At 56.3% G+C, this 19,422-nt stretch carries 17 protein-coding genes; 13 read left to right on the forward strand and 4 right to left on the reverse strand.

What is annotated here, in order from left to right:
• Nucleotide 1: 1 nt before the first annotated feature.
• The 10 genes from DIT71_RS15405 to DIT71_RS15450 are packed head-to-tail and all read left to right on the forward strand — an operon-like array spanning nt 2 to nt 10,286.
• On the forward strand, nt 2-1,795 hold the full coding sequence (locus tag DIT71_RS15405) for a GspE/PulE family protein (protein ID WP_114614121.1): 1,794 nt from the start codon (nt 2-4) through the stop codon (nt 1,793-1,795).
• Complete coding sequence (locus tag DIT71_RS15410; protein WP_114614122.1) at nt 1,795-3,024, forward strand: type II secretion system F family protein; 1,230 nt, start codon at nt 1,795-1,797, stop codon at nt 3,022-3,024. The genes DIT71_RS15405 and DIT71_RS15410 overlap by 1 nt, the downstream gene beginning before the upstream one ends.
• 3 nt (nt 3,025-3,027) lie before the next feature.
• On the forward strand, nt 3,028-3,609 hold the full coding sequence (locus tag DIT71_RS15415) for a hypothetical protein (RefSeq protein ID WP_227538164.1): 582 nt from the start codon (nt 3,028-3,030) through the stop codon (nt 3,607-3,609).
• A 34-nt stretch (nt 3,610-3,643) separates the two neighbouring features.
• Entirely contained in the window at nt 3,644-4,171 is a 528-nt protein-coding gene (locus DIT71_RS18430) for a prepilin-type N-terminal cleavage/methylation domain-containing protein (protein ID WP_114614123.1), read from the forward strand.
• A 35-nt stretch (nt 4,172-4,206) separates the two neighbouring features.
• Nucleotides 4,207-4,722, forward strand: coding sequence for a type II secretion system protein (locus DIT71_RS18435; RefSeq protein ID WP_114614124.1), 516 nt, complete (start codon nt 4,207-4,209; stop codon nt 4,720-4,722).
• A 23-nt stretch (nt 4,723-4,745) separates the two neighbouring features.
• Nucleotides 4,746-5,255: a type II secretion system protein gene (locus DIT71_RS15430; RefSeq protein WP_227538165.1), complete on the forward strand. Its 510-nt coding sequence runs from the start codon at nt 4,746-4,748 to the stop codon at nt 5,253-5,255.
• A complete protein-coding gene (locus DIT71_RS15435; protein WP_114614126.1) occupies nt 5,252-5,767 on the forward strand; it encodes a type IV pilus modification PilV family protein in 516 nt (171 codons plus the stop codon). The genes DIT71_RS15430 and DIT71_RS15435 overlap by 4 nt, the downstream gene beginning before the upstream one ends.
• Nucleotides 5,764-6,591 carry a PulJ/GspJ family protein gene (locus tag DIT71_RS15440; RefSeq protein ID WP_227538166.1) on the forward strand — a complete coding sequence of 276 codons (828 nt, stop codon included), beginning with the start codon at nt 5,764-5,766 and terminating at the stop codon, nt 6,589-6,591. The genes DIT71_RS15435 and DIT71_RS15440 overlap by 4 nt, the downstream gene beginning before the upstream one ends.
• Nucleotides 6,581-7,003 carry a pilus assembly PilX family protein gene (locus tag DIT71_RS15445; RefSeq protein ID WP_114614127.1) on the forward strand — a complete coding sequence of 141 codons (423 nt, stop codon included), beginning with the start codon at nt 6,581-6,583 and terminating at the stop codon, nt 7,001-7,003. The genes DIT71_RS15440 and DIT71_RS15445 overlap by 11 nt, the downstream gene beginning before the upstream one ends.
• The gene (locus DIT71_RS15450) at nt 6,993-10,286 is read left to right on the forward strand and encodes a polymer-forming cytoskeletal protein (RefSeq protein ID WP_144114504.1); all 3,294 of its coding nucleotides are present in this window, start codon (nt 6,993-6,995) and stop codon (nt 10,284-10,286) included. The genes DIT71_RS15445 and DIT71_RS15450 overlap by 11 nt, the downstream gene beginning before the upstream one ends.
• Before the next feature lie 77 nt (nt 10,287-10,363).
• On the opposite strand, the gene glnG is transcribed toward DIT71_RS15450, so the two are convergent.
• From glnG to glnA, 4 genes are all read right to left on the reverse strand, one after another.
• On the reverse strand, nt 10,364-11,791 hold the full coding sequence (gene glnG / locus DIT71_RS15455) for a nitrogen regulation protein NR(I) (protein WP_114614129.1): 1,428 nt from the start codon (nt 11,789-11,791) through the stop codon (nt 10,364-10,366).
• Entirely contained in the window at nt 11,788-12,870 is a 1,083-nt protein-coding gene (gene glnL, locus DIT71_RS15460; RefSeq protein WP_114614130.1) for a nitrogen regulation protein NR(II), read from the reverse strand. The genes glnG and glnL overlap by 4 nt, the downstream gene beginning before the upstream one ends.
• A 364-nt stretch (nt 12,871-13,234) precedes the next feature.
• Nucleotides 13,235-13,765: a DUF4124 domain-containing protein gene (locus tag DIT71_RS15465; RefSeq protein WP_114614131.1), complete on the reverse strand. Its 531-nt coding sequence runs from the start codon at nt 13,763-13,765 to the stop codon at nt 13,235-13,237.
• A 189-nt stretch (nt 13,766-13,954) separates the two neighbouring features.
• Nucleotides 13,955-15,358, reverse strand: a complete 1,404-nt coding sequence (glnA, locus tag DIT71_RS15470) for a glutamate--ammonia ligase (protein WP_114614132.1) — start codon at nt 15,356-15,358, stop codon at nt 13,955-13,957.
• 558 nt (nt 15,359-15,916) lie between these two features.
• Here glnA and typA point away from each other — a divergent pair.
• The 3 genes from typA (at nt 15,917) to dtd (ending at nt 19,371) form a co-directional block, all read left to right on the forward strand.
• A complete protein-coding gene (typA, locus tag DIT71_RS15475; protein WP_114614133.1) occupies nt 15,917-17,728 on the forward strand; it encodes a translational GTPase TypA in 1,812 nt (603 codons plus the stop codon).
• Between the two features lie 112 nt (nt 17,729-17,840).
• Nucleotides 17,841-18,803, forward strand: a complete 963-nt coding sequence (gene pip / locus DIT71_RS15480) for a prolyl aminopeptidase (protein ID WP_114614134.1) — start codon at nt 17,841-17,843, stop codon at nt 18,801-18,803.
• A 103-nt stretch (nt 18,804-18,906) separates the two neighbouring features.
• Nucleotides 18,907-19,371, forward strand: coding sequence for a D-aminoacyl-tRNA deacylase (gene dtd / locus DIT71_RS15485; RefSeq protein WP_114614135.1), 465 nt, complete (start codon nt 18,907-18,909; stop codon nt 19,369-19,371).
• Nucleotides 19,372-19,422: the final 51 nt, after the last annotated feature.

The raw sequence follows: 19,422 nt of genomic DNA on the forward strand, positions 1-19,422 counted from the left end.
CATGGCTGAGGCAAAGAAAAAAATCCGTATCGGTGACCTGCTGGTCCAGAACGACGTCATCACCGAGCAACAGCTGATGACCGCTCTGCGCGAGCAGAAAAGCACCGGGCGGAAGCTGGGCCGCACCCTGATCGACCTGGGCTATGTGGAAGAGGACAACCTTCTCAATATCCTCTCACGCCAGCTGGATGTGCCTTTTGTGCAGCTGCGCCATTTCCAGTTCAACAACGACCTGGTCAAGAAACTGCCGGAAGCCATGGCGCGCCGCTTCCGCAGCATTGTGCTGGCGGAACAGAGTGGTGAGCTGCTTGTGGGCATGGCTGACCCTCTCGACATCTTTGCCTATGACGAGCTGGTACGGGTGCTCAAACAGCCGATCAAGCAGGCGGTCGTGCGGGAAAGCGAGCTGCTCAACACCATCGACCTGGTGTACCGCCGCACCGATGAAATCGCCTCGCTGGCGGAAGAACTGGAAGACGAGCTGGGGGATGACGCCTTCGACCTGGCTGACCTCAGTGCCGAATCCGAAAGCGCAGAAGCCCCGGTGGTCAAGCTGCTGCAAACCCTGTTCGAGGATGCTGTGCAGGCCCGCAGCTCCGACATCCATATCGAGCCGGACGAGACTGTGGTGCGTATCCGCCAGCGGGTGGACGGCGTGCTGCAGGAACAGGTGATGAAGGAGAAGCGGGTGAATTCCGCCCTGGTGCTCCGCCTGAAGCTGATGGCCGGCCTCAATATTTCCGAGAAACGCATCCCCCAGGACGGCCGGTTCAACGTGCGGGTCAAGGGCCGCAGTATCGACGTGCGGGTATCCACCATGCCGGTGCAGTATGGCGAGTCGGTAGTGATGCGTTTGCTCGACCAGAGCCAGGGCATACTCAATCTGGATGTCACCGGTATGCCGCCTGTGCTGCTGCAGAACTTCCGCCGCATGATCAAGAAGCCCCACGGCATGATTCTGGTCACCGGCCCCACCGGCAGTGGCAAAACCACCACTCTGTACGGCGCGCTGACGGAACTGAATCGCCCGGAAGTGAAAATCATCACCGCGGAAGACCCGGTGGAATACCGCCTGCCCCGTATCACCCAGGTGCAGGTGAACCCGAAAATCGGCCTGGAATTCGCCAGCGTGCTGCGGTCCGCCCTGCGTCAGGACCCGGACATCATCCTGGTGGGCGAGATGCGGGACCATGAGACCGCCGAGATTGGCCTGCGCGCGGCCATGACCGGCCACCTGGTGCTATCTACCCTGCACACCAACGACTCCATCAGCAGCGCCATGCGGCTGATCGATATGGGCGTGGAGCCCTTTCTGGTGGCCAGTTCTCTGCTGGGCGTTGTGGCCCAGCGCCTGGTACGGAAGGTGTGCGACAACTGCAGCGAATCCTACGACCCCACCAGCCAGGAAAAGGTGTGGCTGGACCAGTTTGATCTCGACCCGCTGGACCTGGAAGCCGGCTTCGTGCACGGCCGCGGTTGCTACCAGTGTGGCAACAGTGGTTACCGCGGGCGGATGGGTGTGTATGAGATGCTGGAAATGAACGAAGGCATGCTGGACGCCCTGCGACGCAAAGACCTCTCAGGCTTTACCCGTGAAGCCCGCAAGAGCCACCTCTACCGCCCGCTCGGAATGTGTGCCATGGATTTCGCCCTGCTTGGCATCACCACCCTGGAGGAAGTGGCCCGGGTAGCCGCCACCTCAGAGGGTGACATTTCCCTGGAGGAAGCACCCGTGCTCTCCCGGTCGCAGAGCACCGCTGCGCCTTATTATGCGGAAAGTGAGGGCGACGTCTGATGCAGTTCAGCTACCGGGGCAAGGACAGCAGGGGTGCGGTACAGCAGGGTGCGCTGGCGGCGCCAAGCCCTGAGGCTGCGGCGTCCGAACTTATGCGCCGCGGCATCACGCCGCTGTCCATCCGTGAGCAGGATCAGAGCGAATCCGTGATCGAACGGCTGAACCGGCTGCCGATTTTCCGCAAGAAGATCACCCTGGATGAACTGATCGTCTTCTGCCGCCAGATGTACGCGCTGACCAAGGCAGGCATTCCGTTGATAAGAACCATGCGCGGCCTGGCGGACACCACCCGTTCACAGGTACTCAGCGAAGTGCTGGATGATGTGACCGACCGCCTGGAGGGCGGCTCCACCATGGCCATGGCCATGCAGGCGCATCCCAAGGTGTTTTCCGAACTGTTCATCGCCATGATCCACGTGGGTGAGAACACCGGCCAACTGGACGACGCCTTCAAGCGCCTGTCCAACATCCTGGAGCTGGAGCGCGACACCAAGCGCCGCCTGAAGCAGGCCATGCGTTATCCCATGTTCGTGGTGATTGCCCTGCTTGCGGCCCTGATGGTGGTGAACTTCCTGGTGATCCCCAAGTTTGCATCCGTGTTCAACAAGCTGGGCGCCGACTTGCCGTTCCTGACCCAGGTGCTGGTCGGCACCTCCAACTTCCTGCTCAACTACTGGTACGTCCTGTTGTTCGGCGTCGCCGCGACCGTGGTGCTGGTGCGCCAGTGGAAGCAGACCGAGCAGGGTCAGCTGACCTGGGACCGCTACAAACTGAAAATGCCCATCATCGGTCCGCTGCTGGAACTCATTACCCTGAGCCGCTTCGCCCGCAACTTCGCCAGCATGCTGGCGGCGGGCATGCCCGTGACCACCGCGCTCACGGTGGTTGCCGATGCCACGGACAACGCCTGGATATCCAGGCACATCAAGGATATGCGTGCCGGCATTGAACGTGGCGAAAGCCTGTTGCGTACAGCCCGCCAGAGCAATATGTTCACGCCCCTGATTTTGCAGATGATTGCCGTCGGCGAAGAAACCGGCTCCGTGGATGACATGCTGGTCAACGTGGCCGATTTTTACGATGAAGACGTAGATTACGGCCTCAAGCGGCTGGCAGAGTCCATCGAGCCGATACTGATCGTGGCCATGGGTATTCTAGTGCTGATACTGGCGCTGGGTGTTTTTCTGCCCATCTGGGACCTGGGGTCGGCCGCCATGGGGCGCGGGTAGACCTTGGCCCGGCGGGCAATATCGGATTCCGGCAGCCTGAAGAGTGCCCGCTGGTTCCGACACCTGGTGGCACTGGCCATACTGTTCGCCCTCTGGTGGTTCCTGCTGGGCGTGCTTGAACGGGAGTTGCAGCGGGCCGAAGAGCAGTCCGCCAACATGGTGATCAGCCAGTTGCGATCGGCACTGGTGATCAAGGGCGCGGAAGTCATGCTTGACCGGCAGCAAAGCCTGGAAGACCACGAAGGCATCAACCCCTTCGAGCTGATTGACCATCAGTGGGGTAGCTACGCCGGTCAGTGCGAGGGAGATATTCCGGAGCCAAGTAACTGGTGCTTCAGGGACGGAACACAAAAAGAAACAGTAAAGCAAAGCAGGGGGTGGTTAATCTACAACCCGAATCAGCCGATAACCCTACAGGACCGGCAAGCAAACGCAGGTGAGCCCCTGGCCTGGACAGTCGCAACCGAATTTGCCGACCGCAACCAGAATGGACAGCGGGAGCAAAACGAACGATCAACTGGCCTCAGACTGATGCCAGTGTCGTTAACAGAAGAATCAGCGGATACGCAGAGCGCGGCACGCTGACGAAACGAATCAGAAACCGGGAAAGAGGCTGAGTATGAAACAGGCAAACAGAGAAGAGAAACAACGGGGCTTTACCCTGATCGAGCTGGTGGTGGTGATTGCTATCCTGGCTATTTTGGCGGCGTTTGCGTTGCCTAGGTTTGCGCAGCTTTCGGAGCAGGCGCATGAGTCCTCCATTAAAGCAACTGCTGGAGCTTTGGCGGCTGGCGTCGCGCTGACCAAGACACAGTGGGTCTCAAATGGTCTTACAGCCGCTGCGGATGATGTAGTGGGCTTTGGCAACGACGACGTTGATGTCAGTGATGACGGGTGGCCTACAGCGACCAATGACGTTAACAGTGCCAATATGACGGAGGCGCGCTGCCGACAGGTATGGGAGGGCGTTTTGCAGTCGAACGCGCCAACGATCTCTGGAGCGACTCCGGATTACGCAGTGACCATACAGGGCGATGTCGACGGTGATCCTGGCGATGATTGCGTGTTTACCTATCAGCTAGATGATCAGGGAAGCACCATCGTCTACGACGCCGACACCGGCGAAATCACGAGTACGATCAACTAAATTAGCGAACCCAAAAGGTAGAGTGGAGTATTACCATGAGAGCGATGACAGCAATTTCGGCAAGAAAAGAGAAAGGTTTCACCCTGATCGAATTGGTCATGGTGATTGTGATTTTAGGGATTTTGGCGGCGTTTGCGTTGCCGCGGTTTGCGGATTTAAGTGGTGATGCAGAGCAAGCATCGATTGAGGGTGCTCGCGGTAGCGTCAAGTCGGCGATCGGTATAGTGAGAGCAAAAGCTTTGGCAGAAGGCCTAGGATCATCAAGCACTGGATCCGTAACATTAGAGGGTGCGTCTATTAGCCTAGAAGAGGGACACTTAGCAGCAACCTCCCTCAACGATGCAGCTCAGCTTGGCGATTTTCATGTATCTGATGATGGAACTGTTGTCGCTATAGAAAATGAAGACGGAAAACCCTGTTTTTCTTTTGCGGAGGCAACTGCTGACTCTGATGGGGATCTTACTGCCCCTGCAAGAGTGAGCGATATTGGAACCGCTACTGCTGACGACACTAATGGAGCATCTTGTAGTGAAACCGTGCCAGCTCCTTAGATAACAACGCCCGGGGAGATCTGTTGGCGCTTTCAAATGATAGTAAGAAGGACATGCATATTAAGAATGTCCTCCGGATGTCGGGATTTACTTTAGTAGAGCTCGTTATGGTCATCATCTTGATCGGCGTGCTCTCAGCACTCGGTATCGGGCTGTCCACCAGGAGCTCTGCCTTCTCTCCCTTGCTGGCCACCCAGCAACTTGCCTCCGCCACGCTGCTTGTTCAACAGGCAGCGCTGGCGGGCAATCCCTTTAATACACTGACCATCAGCCAGACCGGTGACCGGCTGGTTTTTGATTCGGGTGTTAGTCAGTTTGAGGTCACCCGCGAGGGGGCAACACTGTCCTACCGTATTGCGGGTGGCAGTTATACAAACGTGCCCGACACGGGTTTTGAAATCGAGTTCAGCCCGATGGGCCGAGTAGGTGGTCCGGTTGCCAGGGAAAGCATTGATTTCCGAATCTCCGGCGAGAGTCAGTTTGACCTTTGCCTGAGTTCGCTCGGTGCCGTTTACGCGGGAATTTGCCAATGAGTTCAAGGCGCCCGGAAACTCTATCAGATATTAACAAGACTGATGGCGCAACGCTGGTAGAACTGGTGATTACCATTGTCATCATCAGTGTGGCAATTGCCGGCGTAGTAGGAGCGTTCTCCCTTATTGCCGGACGCAGTGCCGATCCGCTTAATCAGACCCGAGCTGTCGCACTTGCTCAGCGATATATGGATGAGATCCTGTCGAAGCCGTATGACGAGCGTGCTCCTGCGGGCAAGCGTTATGACGGGGCATGCGAAATAACTTCAACCTCTAGCCGCGACAGGGATCAGTTCAGAGACGTCGATGATTACGATGAGTTGGACGAGGCCCCGTCAGAATACTGGGGTACTGGAGACAATGAATCCGGTTACGTTCAGTTCAGCGTTGCTATATCAGTCGTTTGCGATAGCAGTCTGAGTACAACTCCTGAGCCCAAACGAATAGATATAACCATCACTGATCCTTCTGGAAATAGCTATCTATTCAGCGCCTACCGGGGGAACTTGTGATTCAGCGGCAACAGGGCTTTACATTGGTAGAGCTCGTGATGGTCATTGTCCTATTGGGTATAGTCGCCACTATCTCCACCCAATTCGTAAGCTTATCAGTTCGCGGGGCGATTGATCTGGGCGACCGACAGCAGCGCGCACTGCAAGGCATTGTCATCAGCGAGCAGATCACACGGGAAATTCGCGAAGCATTTCCGTTATCAGTGCGGGAAAACGGTAAGTGTCTAGAGTGGTTGCCCATCTTGGGAGCAACCACTTACGGTGCTTTGCCAACTGGTTCAAACGACAGTTCGGTGGAAGTCGCACCTTTTGGTCAAAAGATCCGAGCGGGTGCTCGGGTGATTGTTTACGGCTACGGATCTGCACCATCAGACCTTTATGAGTCTGGAAGAGGCAGCAACCTTCCCAATCCGGGGCCAGTTTCTCCCGAAATTGAAGAAATAGATGATGTGGATGCTACTACTATCACTTTTTCTGGAGGTCAAACGCACCGCTTCCGCGAACGTTCTCCTCAAAAGCGAATCTATGCCGTGGATGGTCGCGTTAGCATTTGCCAAAGCATCAATAGTGAAAGGTTATACCGTTACAGCAACTATAATCATGGAACAGATCAACCCACGAGTGCTGAGTTAGAGGCTGACCTAAACCTAACCCGTGAAGTTATGAGTGCCAATCTCGACGACAGAAGTTTAGTGGAGTGGCAAGTAACACCTCCATTGCTTAGGCGCTCAGCAGTCGTAAATTTTGCCTTTGTTTTGAAAGCACTCAACAGTGCCGAGACCACCCGAGTCAGCCAAGAGGTGCAGATTCGCAATGTACCTTGAACGCAGCCCAAGATGGCAAACAGGCGCTGGTTTGCCCATTGCAATATTCATCATTACGGTGCTGTCCTTGATCGTGCTGAGTATGAGCCAGCTCCAGGAAAGTTCGGGGAGCGCGATCAGCCTGCAGATCCAATCCCAGCGGGCGTTTTTCGCGGCAGAAAGTGGAACCCAGGTCGCTATCGCCGATTTACTCAAAAAGGAAGCGGACGGTAACCCCATAAACTGCCCTGCAAGCTTCGAAGAAATTTATAGCAATACCTTTGGAGCTTCTGGGTTATCGGGATGCAACGTGGATGTGGAATGCAAAGGCGGTGATGGAGTGGTGACCATTAAGAGCATGGGCGTTTGCGGAAAAGAATCTCCAGAAGAAGCTCGCCGAACGATAGAAGTCAGGCTGAAAAATGACACATAAACGCTCACGTAGCTTCGTTTGGCTGAACCTTTTATGGCTCTCCGCTTTCGTTGTTACTTTGGTTGGCTCTGTCTTTAGGCGAGTTTCTCGACGGCTCTTTATTATTGCCGCATTTTGCTTGTTACCTCTGGATGCTCATGCTGGAATTTCTCTCTCCCAGGGACAGGTGCCTGTTGCAGAACTGGAGGCCCTCTGCAGTAGTAAGGATATATCCGTTAATGGCACCACTATTACGTGTCGCAATGGCAGTTTTGATATCGAAGAGCGAACCATTACAGCGGATGAGCCCTTCGAGCTGTTTGCTTCCAATGGCTTTGATGTCAGTGAGTCTGTGATTGGTGATAGCAGCTATCCAATTAATTTGACCGCACAAAACGGTGACGTAACTATCGAAGACAGCGAAGTCAGCGGTTCGGTTCAATCTAACAATTCAATCGATATCGATGGGTCGTACATTACCGGCGATGTTACATCTCAGAATGGCGAGATTGACGTTGACGATTCTGCGATTGGAGGAAGCTTGTCCTCACAGAATGGCAGTATTGCTGTGGAGTCCTCAAACATTGCGGGAAATGTTGGCACCCAGAATGGCGGAATTAGGCTTGAACAAGTAACGGTGGGCGGCTCTGTTACCGCTCCAAACAGGCTTATCGAGATTGAAAACACCACGGTAAGTGGAGATGTCACCACCCAGAACGGCTCGATTGAACTCAGCGAAGGGAGCATTGTGTTAGGGACATGCTCGCGACAGACATCCGGATGTGAGGAGCAATCGTTAGCGCAAGAACCAGTTTGTACCGATGCGTTTTCAGCATCAAATGGCCAAAATCCCAACAGTCGCCTTGACCTGAGTGGTGCGCGGTTTGGCAACGCTCGTTGGCCGGAGACCGGAGCTACGCTAGCGGAGGGGATTTACCGCTATCGGGGCGAAGACCTTTCGAGCTACACGCTCAATGTGGTTCCCGGTGAGCGGGTAGTAATATTTGTAAATGGCTCAGTAGATTTCAATAATAAGAGTAATTTAAACTCCGGAGATCCCGAAAACTTAGTCATTGTGGTCAATGGCGATTTTGTAGCTAATAACAATCTAAATTTAAACGGAATTGTTTATGCCTCTGGTTCCATCTCAATAAAAAATGGTTCAGAAATTCAGGGTATGCTGTCAGCGGCAGGCGATATTTCTATCGACGGTGGCGGCAAGCCAAGCTTTGATGCGGAGCCGGATTTGGCTCCGGGGTTATCTATTGAAGGCGTGTGCGGCCGTGGAAATGGACAGGGTGAAGTCGACCACTTCCGCATATTTCACCCCTCTGAGGGTTTAACCTGCACCCCAGCGGGCGATATCAGAGTTCAGGCGTGCGCCAATAGCGGTTGTACAGAGCTCTTTGATGAACCGGTCTCAGTTGAGCTTTCACCGGAAAGCGGTTGGTCGCGCTCTAACCCCTTCAGCTTTGTCGGGGATTCGGGCGACTTGAATTTGCGTTCGTTTGAAACGGACCAGCCGGTGCAGCTTGGAATATCAGGGGCAAGTGAAGTGCCCACTGGTAGTCCACAAGTGCGTTGTTTTGCTGACGGTGCAGCAACCCAGAGCGACTGCCAGATTAACTTCTCCGAGTCTGGGTTTTACCTTTACATCGATGACCATGTTTCCGGCCAGGAAGTGCCAGTATCCATTACTGCCGTAAAAGCCGGTGAGGAAGATCCCGGCCAGTGTGTGCCGGCGTTTTCGGGTGAAAAGGAAATCCAGTTCAGTACCTCCTATCAGAACCCGAATTCAGGAACACTATTCGTTGAACACTCAAATAATGATCTCAACGGAACAAACCTGTCTTTGGATTTTAATAACTCCGGCTTGGCAACTTTCCCAGTTCAGTATAGGGATGTTGGGAGCGTTTTGCTGAGGGCAAGGTACGAGGGAGCTGGTGAAGAAGCCGGTCTCGTGATGACCGGTCAGGACGATTTTGTGGCCCGTCCAGACCGCTTTGAAGTCGTTGTTCCAGAAAGCTCCGATACTCTGGATTTGACCATGGACGGGCAATTCAGAATCGCAGGACAGAGTTTTGGTGTTGAGGTCCGGTCTTTGAATAGTCTGGGTCAATTAACTCCTAATTTTGGGAATGAGTTGCCCATAGCAGAAGATGTTGTTTTAAACGTGGAGATAGCTCCGTCCGCACCGGTGCCTAACCTGCCAGAACTGGACGGTGCGTTGGGTTCATTCGGTGAGTCGTGTGCAACCCCGGAAGGGGGCAAAGCATGTGGCGAATTCTCTTGGTCAGAAGTGGGGGCCCTCGCGATCGAGCCAGCTTTGGTAGATTCGCCATATCTGGCATCAGAGCCAGTAACCGGTGAGCGTCTAGATTATGTCGGACGATTTGTCCCAGATCACTTTGCGCTTGAACTGGTCGATGAGGATCCTGGAGCTATTAACATGGCGTGTGGTGGCCTCAGTGGATTCACCTACAGTGGTCAGGATACCGGGTGGGCCGCTGTACCCAGAGTAAAGATTATTGCAAGAAATACCATTGATGAGCCGACACTGAACTACCTGTACAATCCTTTCATGCGCCTTCCCAGTGATCAGATTGTCAGGGAGTTGCCATCAACAGATGATGACCAACTATTGCGTGATGAGGCTACTGCGTATCCAGTCGTCGTGGAGAGTGAATTGGGCGCGATAGAAAGTCGTGCCGATGGCGAGCCAATTATTTATCGTTATGGAGATTTCAACGCGGATATCATCCGGTACCAAAAGAATGATGCAACCTCTAGGGTTAAACAGTTTACGCCAAGACTTACATTCGAAATCATCGAGGTAAGGGATGATGATGACAGAGTGGATAATCTAATTGACCCCTTTTCCATTAACCCGAGCGTCAGCGGCGAAATCTTTTATGGGCGATTGACGGCAGAAAATGTCTATGGGCCTGAGGATGTTGAAGCTCTCTCCATGCCTTTCAGGGTTGAGTACTGGGATGGAAATAGTTTTATAGTAAATTCATTAGACAGTTGCACGCGTTGGTCGACGGGTGACATCGAAAACCCAGAGAAATATCATGAATTGACTCCCGACGGTGGTGAGTTTGATGGCGGTGAGGCCGAGCCGCTCGAGCTGATTCCCTCGGGGGAGCAAGGGACGGATACGTTAGCCTGGACGGGCATTGGTGACTGGCTTCGAGATGATACTGATGGTGATGACTCACTGGATGACCCTTCGGCCACCGCCACCTTCGGAGTCTACCGCGGCAACGACCGCATCATCTACTGGCAAGAAGTTTTGAACTGACGGGCCAAATAAAAAAATGGGGGCAGAACCTGAGTTCTGTCCCCAAACATCAACGAACCCCGGAGGCTCGCCGATCGTCAATCGTCCTCATTCTCCGGATGATCCATCCCCAGTTCATTAATCTTCCGCGTCAGCGTATTTCGCCCCCATCCAAGCAGAATAGACGCATCCCGCCGCCGACCCCCGGTATGCTTCAATGCGGTCTCAATCATGATCCGCTCAAACTCGGGCACCGCCGTATCCAGAATCCCCTTGCGTCCCCGCTTTAATTCCTGCTCGGCCCAGTTGCGCAGGCCTTCTTGCCAGGTCTGGCCGGTGGGTGGTGCTTCGGCCTGTTGCATCAGCTCCGGGGGCAGGTCGTCGATGTGAACTTCGCGGCCGCTGGCCATTACCGTCAGCCAGCGGCAGGTGTTTTCCAGCTGGCGGACGTTGCCGGGCCAGGGCAGGGTGGTGAGGTATTCTTCCGCTTCGGGGCGCAGCAGCTTGGTTTCCACCGCCAGTTCCCGGGCGGCGCTCTTGAGGAAGTGGGCCATGAGCCGGGGGATGTCTTCCCGGCGTTCAGACAGTTTCGGCAGGTGCACCCGGATCACGTTCAGGCGGTGGAACAGGTCTTCCCGGAAGGTGCCGGCCTGGACGAGTTTTTCCAGGTCCTGGTGTGTGGCGGCGATGATGCGCACGTCCACCTTGATGGGCGTGGTGCCGCCAACCCGGTAGAACTCGCCGTCCGCCAATACTCGTAAAAGCCGGGTCTGGGTGTCGGCGGGCATATCGCCGATTTCGTCCAGGAACAGGGTGCCACCGTTGGACTGTTCGAACCGTCCCTGCCTGGCGGCCGCGGCACCGGTGAAGGCGCCTTTCTCGTGGCCGAACAGCTCGGACTCGATCAGGTCCTTGGGGATGGCGGCCATGTTCAGTGCGATAAACGGGCGGCTGGCCCGCGGGCTGTGATTGTGCAGGGCCTGGGCCACCAGTTCTTTGCCGGTACCGCTTTCGCCGTTGATCAGTACGGTGATGTTGGAGTGGGACAGCCGGCCGATGGCCCTGAACACTTCCTGCATCGCCGGCGCTTCACCAATGATCTCGGTGTTGCGCTGGGCGCTCTCTGCCTGGGGTTCGGCGGTGGCTTTGCGTTCGTGGCTATGGGCCACGGCCCGCTTCACGAGGGCGACGGCGTCGTCCACATCAAAGGGCTTGGGCAGGTATTCGAAGGCGCCGGTCTGGTAGCTGGTTACCGCGCTTTCCAGGTCGGAATGGGCGGTCATGATGATTACCGGCAGGTCCGGATGGGCTTCCACGATCTGCGACAGCAGGGTGATGCCGTCTACACCGGGCATGCGGATGTCGCTGATGATGGCGTCTGGCTGTTCGTGTTCCAGCCGCATCATGATGCTTTCGCCGCTTTCAAAAACCCGGGGTTGCATACCGGCCTGGTTCAGGGCGCGCTCCAGCACCCAGCGTATACTGCGGTCATCGTCAATTATCCAGACGTTTGCCGGTTGGCTCATTGATTGTCCTCCAGGGGCAGGAAGATGATGAAGTCGGTTTCGCCGGGCTGGCTCTCACATTCAACCAGCCCGTGATGTTGCCCGATGATGCTCTGGGTGATGGACAGGCCGAGGCCGGTTCCGCTCGCCCGTCCGCTGATCATCGGGTAGAAAACGTTCTGCAGCAGCTCCGGCGGTATGCCGGGCCCGTTGTCGATCACATCCACGCGGCACACCAGGCGATGGCGTTTATGGCCGATGGTGAACTGCCGCAGTGCGCGGGTGCGGAAGGTGATGGTCGGCTGCTCATCGCCGGTCATCTCCCGCTGATTCTCGAAGGCCGCTTCCATGGCGTTGCGTGCGATATTGAGAAAGGCCTGGATCAGCTGTTCTTTGTCACCCTGAAACTCCGGCAGACTGGGGTCATAGTCGCGCTCGAAATTCAGTCGGCCGCGGCTCTCCGCTTCCAGCAGGGTTTTCACCCGCTCAAGTACTTCGTGAATGTTGGTGGAGGCCAGTTTCGGCGCCTTGTTGGGGCCCAGCATCCGGTCCACCAGGGAACGCAGACGGTCGGCTTCGGCAATGATGACCTGGGTATATTCTCGCTGGTCCTCGCTGGTCAGTTCCCGGTCCAGCAGTTGGGCCGCGCCGCGAATGCCGCCGAGCGGGTTCTTGATCTCGTGGGCCATGCCCCGCACCAGAATCCGCGTGGTTTCTTGCTGGGAGATGATTTCCTCTTCCCGGCTGATGCGCAGGAGCCGGTCCCGGGGCTGTATCTCGATCAGCAACTCCGTGGGGTCCAGGCTGATGGGCGAGACCGAGTAGTCGACGGTCAGCCGCAGGCCACTTGTGAGCACGAACTCCGCCTCGCGGCGAGTGTAGGACTGGCCGTTCCTCGCGGCGGCATGCAGGGTCTTGAGGGCGTCTTCCGAGTCGATCAGGGTGTCTCTGATCGATGCCCCCCGGCTGCGGGTAATGCTGGTTTCAAACAGGCTTTCAGCCGCCGGATTCAGGTACCGGATTCTCAAGCCTTCCCCCAGCACAATGACCGCTGTGGTAAGGCTGTCCAGTATGCTTTTATATCCGGCCGGTATTGCCATGCTTCCATCCTGTTGGTGGGCAACGCTGAGTACTCGCGCACTTTTGCAAGAAAGCAAATTGCAAAAAGCGAACCACATTGGATGGCTGCTCCGCTGAAAATGCGCATTTTGCGGGCATTGCGGTTTGACGGCCGGTTCACGCGCCGTTGTGTAGTGCATCAGCGGTCGTTTGGCCGCCAGAATGCCAGCTGAGCGCCCTGTGAATGATCAGAGTATGGCTGCTTTGTAGTGCGGGTGCACTAAAATAGTGCGATACCTTAACAGGTATGGTCAGGGGCGAGGTAGGGCCGGCGCAGAATTCAGACGATTACGCCGGGTCAGGCCCGGCTAGAGGCGGCTTTGCAGGAGTGTTGGAATGGCCGTGTCAGTTGAGAACGCTGGGCCGATGAACAGTGAAGGTGATGGTTTCGCCACTTTTAATGGTGACGCCGTCGCTGTCAACGATGCTGACGCCGGCTTCGTGGGTGCCGCGATAAATGTTGCGCACCATAACAGTGTCGGATTGGCTCTGGCCCACGGGTTGGCCATCCAGGGTGACCTCGTATTTATGATTGTCCCGCAGGGAAGGTGAGCTGGTCACCTGGAATTCCACGTCGCCGCTGCCGCTGTAGAAAGCCTCCTCGTCGTCGGGCGCAACAAAGGTCACGCTCTCATAGGTCGCGCCTTCCTGCTCCACCTGTTCCCTGAGCCTCTCGGGCTCCCGGACGACTTCGGGTTTTGGCAGGGTCACGGTGGTCACCGGTTTGACGTCAACCACCTCGGCGTCGGTCCCTTCGGTGGGCTCATCGGTGTAGGTGACGTTGCCCTGGGCATCAACCTGGCGGTATACCTCGGCAGAAAGCGGAAAAGCGATAAAGGCGAGAATGCCTGCGACAAATGGGAGCCGTGGTTTCATAGGTACAACCTGTCTGTTGTTTTACCCGATTATCAGCGCCAGCCTGCTGTAATTCAACGCCATTCCTGTCGTGACAGGTTACATTCCGTTAAGGGTGTGGCGGTGGTGTGATGTCGGGCACAAAAAAGCCCTGCACGGGGCAGGGCTTTGATGACTGCTGGCGCCCGGGGGCGCGTCAGCAGAGCGTGCTTAGCAGGAGTAGTACAGCTCGAACTCGACCGGGTGGGTGGTCATGTTGAGGCGTTCAACTTCGCCACGCTTCAGGTCGATGTAGCCGCCGATCATGTCTTCGGTGAACACGCCGCCACGGGTCAGGAACTCGTGGTCCGCTTCCAGGCTGTCCAGGGCTTCCTGGAAGGTCTCGGCAACGGTGGGGATGTCCAGGGCTTCTTCCTTCGGCAGATCGTACAGATCCTTGTCCATGGCATCGCCCGGGTGGATCTTATTCTGGATGCCGTCAAGGCCGGCCATCATCAGTGCCGCGAAAGCCAGGTACGGGTTGGCGGACGCGTCCGGGAAGCGGACTTCGATACGACGGCCCTTCGGGCTGTTGACGTACGGAATACGGATAGAGGCTGAACGGTTGCGGGCGGAGTAGGCCAGCATGACCGGAGCTTCAAAACCCGGAACCAGACGCTTGTAGCTGTTGGTGGAGGCGTTGGTGAAGGCGTTGATGGCCTTGGCATGCTTGATCACACCGCCGATGTAGTAGATCGCCATCTCGCTCAGGCCGGCATAGCCGTCACCGGCGAACAGGTTCTTGCCATCTTTGTTCAGGGACATGTGCACGTGCATACCGGAACCGTTGTCACCGACAACCGGCTTGGGCATGAAGGTCGCGGTTTTGCCGTAGGCATGGGCGACGTTGTGCACGCAGTACTTCAGGATCTGAACTTCGTCAGCTTTTTTGGTCAGGGTGTTGGCGCCAACGCCGATTTCACACTGGCCGGCAGTGCCCACTTCGTGGTGATGCACTTCGATTTCCAGGCCCATGGACTCCATGGCCGCACACATGGCGCCACGCAGGTCGTGCAGGCTGTCAACCGGTGGAACCGGGAAGTAGCCACCTTTAACGCCGGGACGGTGACCGATGTTGTTGCGGTCAAACTCGTCGCCGGATACCCAGGCTGCTTCCTCGGAGTGCAGTTCATACATCGCGCCCTGCATATCGATTTTCCATCGTGCAGAGTCGAATACAAAGAACTCCGGCTCCGGGCCGAACAGTGCGCCGTCGGCAATGCCGGTGGACTTCAGGTATTCTTCGGCACGCTTGGCAACGGAGCGCGGATCACGCTCATAGCCCTGCATGGTGGAAGGCTCCACGATGTCGCAGGTGATGTTGACGGTGGTTTCTTCAGTGAACGGATCAAGAACGGAGGTTTCGTCCACCGGCATCAGGATCATGTCGGACTCGTTGATGCCTTTCCAGCCGGAGATGGAGGAACCGTCGAACATCTTGCCGTCGGCAAAAAAGTCTTCGTCGACCTCGGTGGCGGGCAGAGTGACGTGCTGCTCTTTACCGCGGCTGTCAGTGAATCGCATGTCGACCCATTTGACTTCGTGTTCTTTGATCAGATCAATCGTCTTGGACATTGTGCAAGCTCCGTCAGTTATCCCGCTCGGCGGGCGATTTCTGTGTACGTTGTTGCCGGATCGTTCAGCGCTGCTGAATTCCGATCTTTCTTTCAGGTCGGGAAGCTTATCAAAAGCTGTTCCCAGTTACCTGCAAATTCGGCTGCCTTAAGTGAAGCAATAGGCTTGCCAGTTTTTAAGGCATGCTCCACAAGAGCGCAATTACAGGGTTCCCGGGCTGTTTTGGAGCGATCACCGTTATAACAGTGGCTGACTCGCCCTCTTGTGGTGCATTAAAAGAGTGCGCGCACTGAAAAAATGCACCAGACCTGTGCGCGAGGTCTGCCAGCGCCATAGGCGTTTTTCTTCATATAAACGCAATGAAGTTTGCTATATACTGCGCGCCACTTCATTTTAGACCCGGAAATTCAGCGCAACCGCTGAGTCTCGTCAGGGTGCACCCGGGCTGCCCGGCCTGGCAAATGAAATTCATTTTACGGATTTGAGACGGCATGTAAGGGGCATAGCGCCTGCTGAAGACCGCTCAGGTCATTCAGTGCATGCTGCAGGAATATTGTTGTGATAGATAAACTTCGTAATATCGCCATCATCGCCCACGTTGACCATGGCAAAACCACGCTGGTAGACCAGTTGTTGCGCCAGTCCGGTACGCTGGACCGCAAAGAGCTCGAAAATGAGCGCGTCATGGATTCCAATGACCAGGAAAAGGAACGGGGCATCACCATCCTGGCCAAGAACACCGCGCTGAAATGGCACGACTACGACATCAACATCGTCGACACCCCGGGCCACGCCGACTTCGGTGGTGAAGTAGAACGGGTAATGAGCATGGTGGACTGTGTGCTGCTGGTGGTCGATTCCATCGACGGCCCGATGCCCCAGACCCGCTTTGTCACCCAGAAAGCCTTTGACGCCGGTCTGCACCCGATTGTGGTGGTGAACAAGATCGACCGCCCCGGCGCCCGCCCGGACTGGGTTGTGGACCAGGTGTTCGACCTTTTTGACAACTTGGGCGCCAGTGACGAGCAGCTGGATTTTCCGATCGTGTTCGCCAGTGCCCTGAACGGCATTGCCGGTATGGATCACGAGAAGCTGGACGACAACATGGATGCGGTTTTCCAGGCCATCGTTGACCACGTGCCGGCACCAAACGTTGATCGCGACGGCCCGTTCCAGATGCAGATTTCCCAGTTGGACTACAACAGCTTTCTGGGCGTTATCGGAATCGGCCGCATCAGGCGCGGAAAGGTAAAAACCAATTCCCCGGTGGCTGCTATCGGTGCCGACGGCAAGAAGCGCCAGGGCCGCATTCTCAAGATCATGGGCCACTCCGGCCTGCAGCGTGTTGAGGTCGATGAGGCACAGGCGGGCGATATCATTTGCGTAAGCGGTATGGATGAGTTGTACATCTCCGATACCCTGTGTGACCCGGCCAATGTTGAGGCCCTGCCGCCGCTGACGGTGGACGAGCCAACCGTGTCCATGACTTTCCAGGTCAATGACTCGCCGTTCTGTGGCCGCGAAGGCAAGTTCGTCACCAGCCGCAACATCAAGGAGCGTCTGGAGAAGGAGTTGCTGCATAACGTTGCTCTGCGCGTTGAAGAAGGTGATTCCGCTGACAAGTTCAAAGTGTCCGGCCGTGGTGAATTGCACCTGTCGGTACTGATCGAAAACATGCGCCGGGAAAACTTCGAGCTTGCCGTGGGTCGCCCGGAAGTGGTCATCCGCGAGATCGACGGCGTAAAGCAGGAGCCCTACGAGAACGTCATCATCGACATTGAAGAGCAGCACCAGGGTGCCCTGATGGATCAGATGGGCTTTCGCAAGGGTGAGCTGACCAATATGGTGCCGGATGGCAAAGGGCGTATGCGCCTTGATTACACAATTCCGGCGCGGGGCCTGATTGGCTTCCGTAACTCCTTCCTGACCATGACCTCCGGCTCCGGTATCCTGACCTCGACGTTCAGCCATTACGGCCCGATCAAGAGTGGTGATATGACCAGCCGTCAGAACGGCGTACTGGTATCAATGGCAACCGGTACTGCGCTCACCTACTCGCTGGAAACACTCCAGAGCCGGGGCAAGCTGTTCCTGGATCCGGGGCAGGAAGTTTACGAAGGCCAGTTGTGCGGCATTCACAGCCGCGACAACGACCTGGTGGTAAACCCCACCAAGGGCAAGAAGCTGGACAACATGCGCGCCTCTGGCAAAGAGGAAGTGATCGCTCTGGTGCCGCCCATCAAGTTTACCCTTGAGCAGGCGCTGGAGTTCATTGATGAAGACGAGCTGGTGGAAGTAACGCCGAAGTCGGTCCGTCTGCGCAAGAAGCTGCTTACCGAGAACGAGCGTAAGCGCGCGAACAAGAAGTAAGCCGTAGTGGAGTAAAGAACAGAACGGTAACCAGAAAGGGGCAGAGCGGATCTGCCCCTTTTTTCGTTCACTTCAGCTAAACTCCGGTTACATTCTTTTTCCGGAGCGTTCTATGCTCACCCTTTATCCCGAGATCAAGCCTAACGCCCAGCATCGTCTTGCGGTGGACCCGCCCCACGAACTCTATGTGGAAGAAAGCGGCAATCCGGACGGTATTCCTGTGCTCGTCGTTCACGGTGGCCCCGGCGGCGGGTGCGAGGACTATTACCGGCGTTTTTTTGATGCCGAGCGGTACCGGATCATTCTGATGGACCAGCGTGGCGCCGGCCGCTCAACCCCGCTGGCGGAATTCGACGGCAACACCACACAGAAGCTGGTGCAAGACATGGAAACGGTGCGTTCGTTTCTTGGTGTTTCCCGGTGGATTCTCTTTGGCGGCAGCTGGGGCTCCACCCTGAGCCTGGTTTACGCCCAAACGCACCCGGACAAAGTGCTCGGCCTGGTTTTACGGGGCATCTTCCTGTGCCGTCCCAGGGATATCCAGTGGTTTTACCAGGATGGTGCCAGCCGGGTATTCCCCGATTACTGGCAGGACTTCGTTGCACCCATTCCCGAGAGTGAGCGGGGCGACCTGGTGTCCGCCTACTATCGACGCCTGACCAGCACCAACGAGCTTGAACAGATCCAGGCTGCAAAGGCCTGGTCCATCTGGGAAGGGCGGTGCGCCACACTGCATCCGAATCCCCGGGTGGTTGAGCACTTCGGCCATCCCCATGTGGCGATTGCACTGGCCCGTATCGAATGCCACTACTTCATGAATAACGCGTTTCTGGAAGATAACCAGATCGTTCGTGATGCCGCGGCACTAAAAGACATTCCGGGGCTGATTGTGCATGGCCGATACGACATGGTTTGCCCCCTGGATAACGCCCTCGCCCTGAGCGAGGCATGGCCCGAGGCAGACCTGAGGATCATTCGGGATGCCGGGCATTCAGCCTCCGAGCCGGCGATTGTTGATGCCTTGATGCGAGGCATTGATGAGGTGGCGGCAAAGCTTGATGACGATGCCTCATAACGCTGCAACCGAATCGGCGGCGAATACCCCCTAAGTGGGGTTGCGGCCAATCTGGCCCGTGGATAGACTTCGGCAGATCTTTGAGTCCTTCCCGGGGAGCCGAATGAAAGGGCTGATTCAGCGAGTTAGCTACGCCAGAGTTACCGTCGATAAGGAGATCTTCTCTGAAATCAGCACGGGGCTTTTGCTGCTGCTGGGGGTCGAGAAGCCGGATGATGCATCGGCCGCAGCAAAACTCTGCAGCAAAGTGATCCGTTATCGGGTGTTTCCCGATGACCATGGACGAATGAACCGCAGCCTGCTCGATATCGGCGGCTCCCTCCTTGTTGTCCCCCAGTTCACCCTTGCAGCCGATACCGGATCGGGCACACGTCCCGGTTTTTCTGTCGCGGCGTCCCCGGATTTAGCGAACGGGTTGTTCCGGGAGTTTGTGGCTGTCGCAGAGCAGCATCTGGGGAAAACCAGAGTAGGTCAGGGACAGTTTGGCGCGGATATGAAGGTAGCGCTGGAAAATGACGGGCCTGTCACGTTTCTTCTCGAGGTTGGCGGCGATAATTCGCAAAAATAATGGCACGCACCAGCTTTGTGCGCATGGCTCGCAGCTGGTCTGCGCTGGTGC

Source organism: Marinobacter vulgaris, from assembly GCF_003344045.1.
Classification (GTDB): domain Bacteria; phylum Pseudomonadota; class Gammaproteobacteria; order Pseudomonadales; family Oleiphilaceae; genus Marinobacter; species Marinobacter vulgaris.